Annotated in this window: 14 protein-coding genes; 4 read left to right on the top strand and 10 right to left on the bottom strand. The window is 62.1% G+C overall.

The window, feature by feature from the left end; translation table 11 throughout:
• Positions 1-8: 8 nt before the first annotated feature.
• The gene (locus KEC16_RS07935; protein ID WP_211547606.1) at positions 9-2,042 is read right to left on the bottom strand and encodes an AsmA family protein; all 2,034 of its coding nucleotides are present in this window, start codon (positions 2,040-2,042) and stop codon (positions 9-11) included.
• Positions 2,043-2,056: 14 nt separating this feature from the next.
• On the bottom strand, positions 2,057-2,737 hold the full coding sequence (locus KEC16_RS07930; RefSeq protein WP_249208930.1) for a DUF4197 domain-containing protein: 681 nt from the start codon (positions 2,735-2,737) through the stop codon (positions 2,057-2,059).
• A gap of 235 nt (positions 2,738-2,972) precedes the next feature.
• Here KEC16_RS07930 and KEC16_RS07925 point away from each other — a divergent pair, with 235 nt between their 5' ends.
• Entirely contained in the window at positions 2,973-3,419 is a 447-nt protein-coding gene (locus KEC16_RS07925) for a MaoC family dehydratase (RefSeq protein WP_211547602.1), read from the top strand.
• A 75-nt stretch (positions 3,420-3,494) separates the two neighbouring features.
• Here KEC16_RS07925 and KEC16_RS07920 read toward each other — a convergent pair whose 3' ends face one another.
• From KEC16_RS07920 to KEC16_RS07895, 6 genes are all read right to left on the bottom strand, one after another.
• Positions 3,495-4,301 (bottom strand): universal stress protein, encoded by an 807-nt coding sequence (locus tag KEC16_RS07920; protein WP_211547600.1) that lies wholly within the window; start codon positions 4,299-4,301, stop codon positions 3,495-3,497.
• A 10-nt stretch (positions 4,302-4,311) separates the two neighbouring features.
• Positions 4,312-5,283 carry a branched-chain amino acid ABC transporter permease gene (locus tag KEC16_RS07915; protein WP_211547598.1) on the bottom strand — a complete coding sequence of 324 codons (972 nt, stop codon included), beginning with the start codon at positions 5,281-5,283 and terminating at the stop codon, positions 4,312-4,314.
• Between the two features lie 4 nt (positions 5,284-5,287).
• Entirely contained in the window at positions 5,288-6,175 is an 888-nt protein-coding gene (locus KEC16_RS07910; RefSeq protein ID WP_249208928.1) for a branched-chain amino acid ABC transporter permease, read from the bottom strand.
• 79 nt (positions 6,176-6,254) lie between these two features.
• Entirely contained in the window at positions 6,255-7,472 is a 1,218-nt protein-coding gene (locus KEC16_RS07905; RefSeq protein ID WP_211547596.1) for an ABC transporter substrate-binding protein, read from the bottom strand.
• Between the two features lie 33 nt (positions 7,473-7,505).
• Positions 7,506-8,219, bottom strand: coding sequence for an ABC transporter ATP-binding protein (locus tag KEC16_RS07900; RefSeq protein ID WP_211547594.1), 714 nt, complete (start codon positions 8,217-8,219; stop codon positions 7,506-7,508).
• Positions 8,212-8,976, bottom strand: coding sequence for an ABC transporter ATP-binding protein (locus KEC16_RS07895; RefSeq protein ID WP_211547592.1), 765 nt, complete (start codon positions 8,974-8,976; stop codon positions 8,212-8,214). The genes KEC16_RS07900 and KEC16_RS07895 overlap by 8 nt, the downstream gene beginning before the upstream one ends.
• Positions 8,977-9,044: 68 nt before the next feature.
• Between KEC16_RS07895 and KEC16_RS07890 the strand changes: the two genes are divergently transcribed.
• From KEC16_RS07890 to KEC16_RS07880, 3 genes are all read left to right on the top strand, one after another.
• Entirely contained in the window at positions 9,045-9,221 is a 177-nt protein-coding gene (locus KEC16_RS07890) for a hypothetical protein (RefSeq protein WP_211547590.1), read from the top strand.
• Positions 9,222-9,350: 129 nt separating this feature from the next.
• Positions 9,351-10,625 (top strand): hypothetical protein, encoded by a 1,275-nt coding sequence (locus KEC16_RS07885; protein WP_211547588.1) that lies wholly within the window; start codon positions 9,351-9,353, stop codon positions 10,623-10,625.
• Positions 10,618-11,046 carry a cupredoxin domain-containing protein gene (locus KEC16_RS07880; RefSeq protein ID WP_211547586.1) on the top strand — a complete coding sequence of 143 codons (429 nt, stop codon included), beginning with the start codon at positions 10,618-10,620 and terminating at the stop codon, positions 11,044-11,046. The genes KEC16_RS07885 and KEC16_RS07880 overlap by 8 nt, the downstream gene beginning before the upstream one ends.
• Here KEC16_RS07880 and KEC16_RS07875 read toward each other — a convergent pair.
• Entirely contained in the window at positions 11,040-11,804 is a 765-nt protein-coding gene (locus KEC16_RS07875; protein ID WP_211547584.1) for a Crp/Fnr family transcriptional regulator, read from the bottom strand. The two genes, KEC16_RS07880 and KEC16_RS07875, sit on opposite strands and share 7 nt — an antisense overlap.
• Positions 11,801-12,514 (bottom strand): Crp/Fnr family transcriptional regulator, encoded by a 714-nt coding sequence (locus KEC16_RS07870; RefSeq protein ID WP_211547583.1) that lies wholly within the window; start codon positions 12,512-12,514, stop codon positions 11,801-11,803. Before KEC16_RS07870 ends, KEC16_RS07875 begins: the two co-directional genes overlap by 4 nt.
• Between the last annotated feature and the right edge of the window lie 79 nt (positions 12,515-12,593).

Genomic DNA, 12,593 nt, shown 5'->3' with positions numbered 1-12,593 from the left:
CGAACTACTTAACGACCGAACAGGCTTCCCGGATTGATCGGGAGGGGGCCAGCCTTTTGTTCGTTTCCAGAACCGCCCCCGACAAGCCCCCCCAAACCGCCGGCTTTGCCGCCGATGGCATCTTGAATGGCCTTGCCGGCCTGACCTTTCAGCATGGCTTCCAGGTCGGGGCGATAAGAAAGATTTTCCCAGGGGCCTTCGATGATGACCGGCACCTGAATGCCGCCGACATCGGCTTTGCCGCCTTGGCCTTCCAGGCTGGCCACGGCCTTGGGCTCGACCCGGTAATGCACCGTGCGCGGCGGCAATTCGACACTGCCCTTGCCTTCGACGCGCAGCAGCGGCGATTTCAGCGCCAGATCCTGGTTCCTGACGATGCCGTCGGTAATGGTGAAGGTGCCGCCCAATTCGGCGAAATCGGTCTTTTGCGCGCTGCCGCCGCCGCCAAAGGCGGTGGTGACGTTGCGGACCATTTCGGCCAGATTGATTCCCTTGATGGCGCCGTCAAGGAACGAGACCGCGCCCTTGCCGTTGAGGGCGGAAACCAGCTGGCGTTCGGTGCGGCCCCGACCGCTGACTTGGACATCGAAATTACCGGTGCCTTCCAGTCGGTTGAAATCGGCGGCATCGGTGAGGAACGGCTCGGCCTGCAAGCCCTTGAGGACGAAAGAGGCGTCAAGGCCAATGCCCGGCTGGCTGCCGTCCAGTCCGATCTTGCCCTTGCCGCTGCCTTGATACAGGGCCAGTTCGGTCAAATCGGCATTAAGCCGGCCGTTGTTCAGCACAAGCTTCAAGGCGCTTTTGCCGACCTTGATTTTATTGACGGTGATCGAGCCGACCGACAGGGCGAAATCGACATCGGCGGCTTTCAGGCCCGAGGCATCGATGGGATCATCGCTCCAGCCTGATTTGGCCGCCTTGCCGCCCGCGGTCGCGGCCGGAGCGGCGGAGCCGCCAGCCGAAGACGCCGCCGGCTTGTCGGCGGGCAAATAGGGGTTAAGGTCCAGGGCTTCCACGTCCAATTTACCCTTGAGCGCCGGTCGGGCGCCGCCGGTATCGACGTTGAAGTCGCCCTTGGCCTTGATGGCGTCGATGGCGATGTTGGTTTGGGTCAGCGATATCTTGGTGCCGGCGGCGGCCAATTGACCGTTCAACGCCAACGGACCCAGGCCGCTGCCGGCCATGGCCAGGGGCTTGCCGGTGGCCCATTGCGCCAAGGCGCGGATGGACGGCACCGACAGATCCAACGCTCCGGTGGCGCCGGCATGGGGGCCGCCATTGGCTTGGCCCTTGAACGACAGCTTGACCGTCTCGGAATTGATCGAAAGGTCGGCATCGGTGCTTTTGCCGTCCAGCAAGGCCCGTGGCTTGGCCACATTCAAGCCCAAATCAATGGCCTTGGCGTGCCAGTTCAGGCCGCCCTTGACCGCCAGCGGGGCATCCAGGCTTTTCAAGGAAACGGCCAGATTGATGCCGTCGACGTCTTCCTTGGTGCCGGCCGGACCGTCGATATAGGTCAGTTTGCCGTTTTGGATGCGCACGTCACCCAAGACGATGTCGTCAAGACCGGAAGCCGAGCCCGAGCCCGAGGCCGAAGTGGCCGGGGAAGGGGTTTTTTCGGCCGGGGCCGGTTTGCCCTTGGCGGCGGTGGCGGGGGTATCGAAGACCCAATTGGCCTTGCCCTTGCGGTCCACTTCCAAGGTGATGACCGGATCGACCAGAACGAAGGAATCCACCTCGACTCGACCCGACAGGATCGGCAACAGCTTCAGCTTGACGTCCAGCGCCCCCAGACGGATCAGATCCTTGGTGGAAAAACCGGCCGGGTTGGCCAGGGCGACATTGTTGACCTCGACCCCCAGGGAGGGGAAGGCGGAAACCGAAACCTTGCCTTGGATCGACAGGTCGCGGCCGGTGGCGGCCTTGACCTGGGCCACCACTTCTCCCTTGATCTTGTCAGCCGGGACCAGCGATGGCAGCGCGACAAGCGCGGCAATCAGCAGAACGACGATGACGCCGACAATGGCGAGAATCTTTTTCATTCCTGGCCCCAAGTTCAGTTGGAGAAAACCTTACGCAGAATATCGGTGGTGCGTTTGGCGGGATCCTGGCGAATGGCGGTTTCTTCCTTGGCCAAATAGGCGAACATCCCCGACAGCGCATAATCGAGCACGTGATCGGTCAACAGGCTCTGGCCGTCCATTCCCGGCGCCAAGCCCTTGGCGGCGCTGGTCATGGAATTCAGACTTTTGACCGCCCCCGCCGCGGCGACGTTTTTATCGACCACCGGGCGCATGGCGGTTTTCAGATCGGGGCTCATGGTCCGTTTGAAATACTGGGTGGCGGCGTCTTGGGGGCCATTGAGAATGGCGCGGGCGTCGTCCACGGTCATTTTTTCCAGCGCGCTCCAAAAAATGCGCTTGGCTTCGGGGGTCGCGGCCTCGGCGGCGCGATTCAGGCGCAATTCCAGATCGTCGGCCAATCCCGACATCCCCACCATCTTCAAGCCCGACTGAACCTTTTGCAAGGTCGCGGGCAGCGGGATGTGGATGCTTGGATCGGCGTTGAAACCATCCTGGGCCCCCAGCTGGCTGGTGACTTTCCCGGTTCCGGTTTTCAATGCCTCCTTGAGGCCGCTGGCGATGTCGCCGACCGACAGCGACTGCCCCAGCGCGCCGGAAGCAGACGTGCCGCCGCCATTCATTTGCTGCCGGAGCGCGCTTTTGCCAAGGTCCATCAACGACCCTTGGGCGAAAGCCGCGGAAGTGCTGGCAACAATCAAAAATACTGGAAACAGCCGACGCATCAGCCCCCCCGCTGAATATCCGATATGTAGGTATGGTACTCGCATACGCTGTGCACATCCATGCAGAATTCTATACTCCAACCAAAGAACCAGTTCTAGGTCAGCCTTGTTGACGGTTGTTCACACAGGCCTTACATCCATCATGGGAAAAAATTGAGGCAAAGAAATGACAGCGCTATACCTGGAAGATATTGCCGTGGGGCAAAAATTCGGCACGGGCACATTCACGGTGACCGCGCAATCGATCAAGGACTTCGCCGGCCAGTGGGACCCGCAAGTCTTTCATTTGGATGAGGCCGGGGCGGCGGATAGTTTTTTCCAAGGTTTGGCGGCCAGTGGCTGGCAAACAGCCTGCATCACCATGCGATTGCTGGTGACCGGCGATTTCCAGCCGGTCAATGGCGTCATCGGCGCCGGCATCGAGGATTTGAAATGGTTCCGCCCGGTCCGTCCCGGCGATGTCTTGCGGGTCGAAGCGGAAGTATTGGAAATCCGGCCCATGCGATCGAAGCCCGGCTATGGCATCTGTCGTATGCGGACCACCACCTTGGACGAGGCTGGTGAAGCGGTGCAGGTCTTCACCACCCCGCTGGTGGTGCAAGGGCGCGGATAAGGAAAATCCCCCGCGCAGGGGCTGCGCGGGGGATTGAAACGCGGGCTGGCGGGCGATCGCATGCCCCGGTGAAAATCAGTGGCTCATCAGCACCGGCAGGGTCATGTGCTTCAAGATATGGCGGGTGCCGGCACCCTTGAAGAAGGGCAGGTGATAGCCGCCGTGGCCCCCCATGACCAGCAGGTCGCAGCCTTGGTCAAAGGCGCGTGACAACAACAGGTCCATGACGCCGATATCCTCGCCGGCCAGAACCTCGCGCGTCACCTTGGCGCCGTGCTGGGTCATGTGCTCGATGATGCTCAACGGCGGCAGCTTGGCGTCGGGGGAGCGTTGCTGTGCCCGGACCGAGATGATTTCCACCGCTTCGGCGCCTTCCAGCAACGGCATGGAATCGTGCAGGGCGCGGCTGGCCTCGCGGCCGCCGTTCCAGGCGACCATGATATTGCTGCCGATGGTCGGATAAGTGTCGACCGACGGCAAGATCAGCACCGGCCGGCCCGATTGCAGCACCAATTGCTCGATCAGATCCTCGGGGGCGTCCTTGCCCTCATGATGCTGGCCGACGATGACCAGATCATGGAAACGGGCGGCGATGGCGGTTTCCGCCAGCACATGGCTTTGCTCGCCATGTTCCAGCCGCCACCAGCGGGTGGGAATGCCGGCCGCGGCGGTGGTTTCGGCGAATTGCCGCTCAGAGATCAGCGCCGCCGCCTCGAAGGCTTCGGAACCGCGGCGGGCGATCACCGCCACGCGCTGGTTCTCGGCCCGGGCGAACAGGCCGGTCAGGCGGCCGCCGAAGCGCTTGGCCAGGATGGCGGCGGCCTCGATGCGCAGCGGATCGCGATGGCCGCCATCCAGGTGAACGAGGATATCCTTGTACATTTTGTTCTCCTTAGGCCTCGATGCCGCGCTTTTTCAGCAGCGGCGCGAACACGCCGACGATGCCGGCCCGGAAGGCCAGGACGCAGATGACGAAGATGAAGCCCTGGATGATGGTCACCCACGATCCGGCCGAGGCGAAATAATTCTGGATGGTCACCACCAGATAGGCGCCGGCGGTGGGGCCAAAGATGGTGCCGACGCCGCCCAGCAGGGTCATCAGAACCACCTCGCCCGAGGTATGCCAATGGACATCGGCCAGCGACGCCAACTGAAACACCAGGCTTTTCACCGAGCCGGCCATGCCCGACAGGCCGGCCGAGATGACGAAGGCGATCAGCTTGTAACGATGAACCTGATAGCCGAGCGAGATGGCGCGCGGTTCGTTGTCGCGGATGGCCTTGAGCACCTGACCAAAGGGCGAATGCAGCACCCGGTACAAGAACAGCACCGCCAGAACGAAAACGGCGAGGACGAAGTAATACATGTTCATGGTGTCGGACAGGTCGATCAGCCCGAACAGATGACCGCGCGGCACGCCTTGGATGCCGTCTTCACCATGGGTGAAGGGGGCTTGCAGGGCGACGAAGTACATCAATTGAGCCAAGGCCAAGGTGATCATGGCGAAATAGATGCCCTGGCGGCGAATGGCCAGCCAGCCGACCACCGCGCCCAGGGCGGCGGCGGCGGCGGTGCCCAGCAAGATGGCCAGTTCAGGCGTCAATCCCCATTCCTTGGCCGCATGGGCGGTGATATAGGCCGACCAGCCGAAGAACATGGCATGGCCAAAGGACAGCAGTCCGACATAGCCCAGCAACAGGTTGAAGGCGGCGGCGAACAGGGCGAAACACAGCCCCTTCATCAAGAACACCGGATAGACGGCGAACGGGGCGGCCAGGGCCAGCACCAGCAAGATGCCGACGAAGATGGTCTGACGCGACGGTCCCGACGATGGGGCGGTGGTGGTAACGGATTGCGAGGTCATTGTCTCAGGCTCCCTTGCCGAACAGGCCGGCGGGCTTGATCAGCAGCACGATGACCATGACCATGAAGATCACGGTTCCGGCCGCTTCCGGGTAGACAACCTTGGTCAGGCCTTCCAGCAGACCAAGCATGAAGCCGGTCACGATCGAACCCATGATCGAGCCCATGCCGCCGATGACCACCACCGCGAACACCACGATGATCAGATTGGAGCCCATCAGCGGGTTGACCGAATAGATGGGGGCGGCCAGAACACCGGCAAAGGCGGCCAGCGCCACGCCGAAACCATAGGTCAAGGTGATCATCACCGGCACGTTGATGCCGAAAGCCTGCACCAGCGCCGGATTTTCAGTGGCGGCGCGCAAATAGGCGCCCAGCTTGGTCTTTTCGATCAGCACCCAGGTGCCCAGGCACAGGATCAGCGAGGCGATCACCACCCAGGCGCGATAGATGGGCAGATACATGAAGCCCAGATTCCAGCCGCCGGCCAATTCCTTGGGCACCGCGTAGGGCATGCCGGAAATGCCGTAAAGCTGCCGGAAAAAGCCCTCGATGATCAGCGCCAGACCAAAGGTCAGCAGCAGCCCGTACAGATGGTCGAGCTTGTACAGCCGCGACAGCATGGTCCGTTCCAAAAGGATGCCGAAGGCGGCGACGATCAGCGGGGCCAGGGCCAGCGCGACCCAGTAATTGGTTCCCAAATAGGTCAGCCCCAGCCAGGCGACGAAAGCGCCCATCATGTACTGGGCCCCATGGGAGAAATTGATGATGTTCAAGAGGCCGAAGATCAGCGCCAGCCCCAGGCTGAGCATGGCATAGAAGGCGCCGTTGATCAGGCCCAGCAAAAGCTGGCCGAACAATGCGCCGGCGGGGATGCCGAACAGGGTCATCATGGTGGCTTGGTCTCTCTTCGCTGTCAGCCGACCGATTGGGGCGCCGCCTTGGCGACGCCCCGTTCAGGACGGAAAGGTCTTACTTCTTGACCAGATCGCACTTGCTTTCCGACAGCGGCTGATAAGCGTCGTCGCCGGGAATGGTGCGCAGGATGTTGTAATAATCCCAAGGAGCCTTGGAATCGGCCGGCTTCTTCACCTGGGCCAGGTACATGTCATGGACCATACGGCCATCGGCGCGGATCTTGCCGTTGATGGCGAAGCCCGAGGCATCCTTGATCGGAATGGCGCGCATCTGTTCGGCGACCTTCATACCGTCATCGGTCTTGGCGGCGGCCAAGGCCTTCAGGTAGTGGATGACCGAGGAATAGGTGCCGGCATGGACCATGGAGGGCATCTTGCCATCCATCTTGGCCGACCAGCGCTTGGACCAGGCGCGGGTTTCGTCGTCGCGGTTCCAGTAGTAACCGGTGGTCATCATCATGCCCTGGGCGGTTTCCAGGCCCAGCGAGTTGATGTCGGTGATGAACACCAGCAGACCGGCCAGCGACTGGCCGCCCTGGGTGATGCCGAATTCCTTGGCCTGCTTGATGGCGTTGATGGTGTCGGCGCCGGCATTGGCCAGACCGATGATCTGAGCGCCGGAAGCCTGCGCCTGCAACAGGAAGGACGAGAAATCCGAGTTGGGGAAGGGGTGACGGACGGCGCCCTTGATTTCGCCGCCATTGGCCTTGACCACCCGCTCGGTCTGAGCCTGGAGGTCATGGCCGAAAGCGTAATCGGCGGTCAGGAAGTACCAGGTCTTGCCACCGTTCTTGACCACGGCGTTGGCGGTGCCATTGGCCAGGGCGGCGGTGTCATAGGTCCAGTGGAAGCCGGTGGCCGAGCACTTGGCGTTGGTCAGCGCGGTCGAGGCGGCGCCCGAGATCAGATCGATCTTGCCGCGTTCCTTCGACACTTCGCGCACGGCGACGGCGGCGGCGGTGGTCACCAGTTCGGCGACGGCGTCGACGCCTTCGGCGTCATACCACTTGCGGGCGATGGAAGAGGCGATATCGGCCTTGTTCTGGTGATCGGCGGAGATGATTTCCACCGGCACGCCGTTGACCTTGCCGCCGAAATCCTCGACCGCCATCTGGGCGGCGATGATGGTGCCCTTGCCGGCCAGATCGGAATAGGTGCCCGACAGATCGGTCAACACGCCGATCTTGATCTTGTTGTCGCTGTACTGGGCTTGGGCCTGGGCCGCGCTGAGCGCGGTCAGGGCGACGGCGCCGATCAAAGCTTTCTTCAACATATGAATGTCCTCCCGTTGATTTATTTTAGGGTGTTAAACCCCCAGATAGCCCTTGAGCTTGCCCATGTTGGCTTGCAATTCGGCATTGGGAATCATGTCGATGACGTGGCCGTGTTCGACCACGTAATGGCGGTCGGCGACGGTGGCGGCGAAGTGGAAATTCTGTTCCACCAGCAAGATGGTGAAGCCGCGTTGCTTAAGCTGGCGGATGATTTCACCGATATGCTGGACGATGACCGGGGCCAAGCCTTCGGTCGGTTCGTCCAGCAGCAAGAACTTGGCGCCGGTGCGCAAGATGCGGGCGATGGCCAGCATCTGCTGTTCGCCGCCGGACAGCTTGGTGCCCTGGCTGTTGGCGCGTTCGGCCAGCCGGGGGAACAAGTCATAGACCTCGGACAGGGGCAGCCCGCCCGGCTTGATCACCGGCGGCAGCACCATGTTCTCGCGGACGTTGAGCGAGGCGAAAATGCCGCGTTCTTCCGGGCACAGGGCCAGACCCAGGCGGGCGATCTTGTTCGACGCCATGGCGATGGTTTCGGTGCCTTCGTAAGCGATCGAACCCTTGCGCTTGGCCACCATGCCCATGATCGAGCGCATGGTGGTGGATTTGCCGGCGCCGTTGCGGCCCAGCAGGGTGACCACTTCGCCGTCATGCACCTCGAATTTCATGCCGTGCAGGATGTGGGATTCGCCGTACCAGGCTTCCAGCCCCTCGACCTTGAGCAAAGCGCCGTTGTCGTTACGCATGGCTGCCCACTCCGTGTCCCATGTAAGCCTCGATCACTTCCGGGTTTTGCGAGATTGCGCTGTACGGCCCTTCGGCCAGAACCTTGCCCAGTTTCAGCACGGTGATGGTGTCGGACAGATCGGCGACCACCGACAGATTGTGCTCGACCATCAAGATGGTGCGGTCCTTGGAGACCCGGCGGATCAGTTCGGCGGTGCGGGCGACGTCTTCGGTGCCCATGCCGGCCATGGGTTCGTCCAGCAGCAGCATTTCCGGTTCCAGCGCCAAGGTGGTGGCGATTTCCAGGGCGCGCTTGCGGCCATAAGACAATTCGCCGGCGGGGATATCGCGATATTCCTGCACGCCGACATCTTCCAGCAATTGTTCGGCCTGTTCGTTCAGCGCCGCCAACGAGCTGTCTGATTTCCAGAAATGGAACGAGGTGCCCAATTTGCGTTGCAGGGCGACGCGCACGTTTTCAAGGGCGGTCAGGTGACCGAAGACGGCGGAAATCTGAAAGCTGCGAACCATGCCCAGACGGGCGATGTCGGCCGGCGCGGTATTGGTGATGTCGCGACCATTCAGCAAGATCGTGCCGCGCGATGGCGGCAGGAACTTGGTGATCAGATTGAAACAGGTGGTCTTGCCCGCCCCGTTCGGTCCGATCAGGGCGTGAATGGTATGACGCCGAACCTTGAGGTTGACGTCGGAAACCGCAACGAACCCTTTGAATTCCTTCGTCAGATTCTTTGTCTCGACGATGAAATCGTCACCCATGCATGCCTCCCGAGGGTTACCCGCCTTAACCTCGGCCGAGATTCGGCGGTGAGGGAGCGGGGTTCCTGATGGGCCATGCGGTTTTCGCAAGGCACCCATCCACTTTTGCCGATATTAAGGGCATGCCTCTGGGCGCTTGTCAAACACGACGTGGCAAAAACCGGGATATTTTTTCCGATAAAATCAGTAATGAAGCTGTACAATTGGTTACATTTGGCAAACTTTCAATAAAAATTGAGTTTTGAATGCTGTCGCGGCAAGTATAATTACATGGCCTAGTGTTATGCTTGTGTTGTGTGAATGAATTTAAGTCATTGGCCTGGAAATCTCACTTGATAATCGCCACATGATTGATGGATTTGGGGAGCGCCGTGTTGAAAGCCAAGTGTCCGCAACACGAAAGATGTGATTTAGCCGCCCTGGAATTGCGGCTTTGGCTGTTTATGGCGGTGGCGGCATTGGCCGTGGCCGGGGCCTTGGCCCTGGGGCTGGCCTTGGCGCGGACGCCGGGGGTGCAAGATTGGTTGCCGTCGGGGCCGGCGTTTTTTCACAAGGCTCTGGTCACCCATGTGGTGTTTTCGTTTCAGATTTGGCTGTTGGCCATGCTGGCGGCGGCTTCGGTCCAGCCGGCGGCGCCGCGTTGGCCCGGCTTTGTCGGCTTCGCCCTGACCATTTGCGGCTGTCTGGCCTTGCTGCTGGTGACCTTGGCCGGTTGGGGCGAAGCCTCCTTGAACAATTACGTCCCCATCCTTGACCATCCCTTGTATTTCGTCGGCCTGGCCTTGTGTGCCGGTGGTATTGGCGGCGCATTGTTTCGTCCGCGCACCGGCCTGGGGCTGGTGGCGTCAGCCTATGCGGTGGCGCTGCTTTGTTTCGCCTTGGCCGCTTTTCGCCTGCCCAGTGATTTGGAACCGGCTTTCCGGCACGAACGGCTGTTCTGGGGCGGCGGCCATGTGCTGCAATTCGTCAATACCGGTCTGGTCATGTGGGCGTGGCAACGTTTGAGCGGGCAGGCGCAGACCCGGCTGTCTGCCCTGGCCTTTGCCTTGTTGGCGGTGGGAGCGCTGGCGGCCTTGGTGATCGAGGCCCGCCTTGATCCCCAAGGTCTGGCGTGGCGGCAGGCCTATACCCAGATGCTGTGGTATCTGCTGCCGGTGCCGCCGATGCTGCTGGCCGGTCCATTGCTGTGGCGCTTGCGGCGATCCTTGGATTGGCGTTCGCTCGCCGGCTTGGCCTTGCTGGCATCGTGGCTGGTGTTTGCCCTGGGCGGCGGCGCCGGCTTTGCCCTGGGGGCCGGCGATACCCGCACGCCATCGCATTATCACGCCATGATCGGCGGCGTGAATGTGGCGTTGATGGGCCTCGTTCATGTCGTGCTGTTGCCGCGCCTGGGGCGGGTGGTGCGGTCGGTTCGGCTGGTGCGCTGGCAGATCGGCCTTTATGGCGGCGGGCAGATTTTACATGCGCTTGGTTTTTATCTGGCTGGACTGGCCGGGGTGGCGCGCAAGACGGCCGGGGCCGAGCAGGGGCTGGACAGCGTTTTCAAACTGGTTTCCATGGGCTTGGTCGGCATTGGCGGCGCCATCGCCGTGCTGGGCGGGGTGTTGTTCGTCGGCCATGTCCTCACGCGGTTGGTGCGCCATGATTAAGGGTCTGATCGCGGTGGCTTTGTTCGCTGTGCTGGCCGGGCTGTGGCCGGGCTGGCGGATGCCCGAAGCCGGGTCGGGCCAAGCGGTGGATCCTGCTGTTTTTATCGACCAGGTCCGCCAATTCGCCGCCGCCCATGACCAAGACGGCGTGGTCGAGCCGCCACCGGGGGATGTGCCCATGCTGGCTCGCCGCTTCGAGTTCTGGCCGGCCGTACATTTGCAGGCGGGGCAAACCTATCGTTTGCGGCTGATGGCCGAGGATGCGGTTCATTCGGTGGTGGTGGCGGGGCATGAAATGCTGCTGGCGCCCGGCCGGGTGCAGGAACTGACGGTGACGCCACAGGCCGGCGATACGGTGGAATTGCGCTGCAACGAATATTGTGGCCTGGGCCACAACCGCATGCGGTTGAAGATTTATTGAGCCGCGTCGCAACGCTGGCGCAGGCTGGCGACGTCGTCGATGCGGACGGCATTGCCTTCGGTGCGCACGCCCATGTCACGCAGGCGCGCCAGCACGCGCGACAGGCTTTCGCGGCGGATACCGACGCGGCTGGCCAGGATTTCCTTGTTGAAGGGCAGGGCGACGATGGCTTGACCGTGGCGGGCGTCGGTCAGCGCCAGCAGGAACTCGGCGACGCGCTGCCACGGCGGAATTTCCTTGAGGTGACGGATTTCCGAGCTGAGCCGCTGATGCCAGCGGCACATGCCGGCCAGCATGCGATATCCGACCACCGGGTCAGAGCGCAAGGTGGCGACAAAGGCGCGGCGGCCGACACGGATGACGGTGGCGTCCTCGATCACTTCCGCATGCAGGGGGAACATTCCCATGGACAGCATGGCAGCTTCGCCGAAAGAGGAAACCGGGGTGAAGACCTCGACGATGCTTTCGCGCCCGTCCGGGGTCAGCGCCGACAGTTTCACCTGACCATCCAACACGATGTAAAAGCAATCGGCCACGGCCCCGGCGGAAAACAGCAAGGATCGCCGCTCCAGGCTCAGGGCGGTGGAATCGGCCATCAGCCGTTCCAAGATGTCATGTTCCAGGCCGTCGAACAGCGGCAGCGCCATGACCTGCTTGGCCAAATGGGGGCCGGTGGCGCGATGGCGCGGCAACTGGCCGCGGACCTTGGTGCAGTCCGGCTTGGGCACCAGACATAACGCGCGACAGGGACAGGTCATGACATTTCTCCGTCCGCAAGCATCTCCAGCGCTTCGCCCAGCCGCCGCAATTCGGCCAGATCGGCAATGGCGACGCGGTCGCCCCGTCCGCTCTCGACCCCGATTTCGCGCAATTTGGCAAAAGCTCGCGACAACGTCGCCGGCTCCATCCCCAGACGCTCGGCCAGCAGGCGTTTTTCGAACGGCAAGCGCACTTCCACGCGGTTATCGGCGCTGTGACCCGCCGCCAGTCCGGCCAGATAACTGGCCAGCCGTTCGGTGGTCGATTGCAGTTTCAGTTCGGTGATTTCCTTGACCAGACCGTGCAGGCTGCCGGCCATTTCGGCGATCATCGCCAAGGTCAGGTCAAAATGCCCATCCAGATAGGCCACCAGTTTGGCCCCATCGACGATCGCGGCGCGGCATTGGGTCGCCGCCTGGGCGGTGGCGATGTGCTGGGTGCCGGGAATGAGCGCATCAACCCCGAGCGCCGCCCCCGACGACAGATGCGACAGGACTTCGGGGGCACAATCGGGACGCCGCACCGCCAGTTCCACTTGACCATCAATCACCACATAAAGCCGGGTGGCGGGATCGTTTTGGCAAAACAGGCATTCCCCCGCGGCGAACGATCGCCACGGCGGCTGGTCCAGCAAGGCGGGTAAATCATCTTCCGGCAGGGTGCCGAAGACCGGATGGCGCCGTAAGATGGCAAGAGCGTCGGTCAGCACGTCAGTCACCCCCCGTAACCCGTATCCCCGCTGGTTGCACACTGGACCCGCGCCGGTTCCGCGCCCTTGACTTTGGTTA

The organism is Magnetospirillum sulfuroxidans, assembly GCF_018224925.1.
Classification (GTDB): Bacteria; Pseudomonadota; Alphaproteobacteria; order Rhodospirillales; family Magnetospirillaceae; genus Magnetospirillum; species Magnetospirillum sulfuroxidans.
This window is presented reverse-complemented; position numbering and strand designations above follow the sequence as displayed.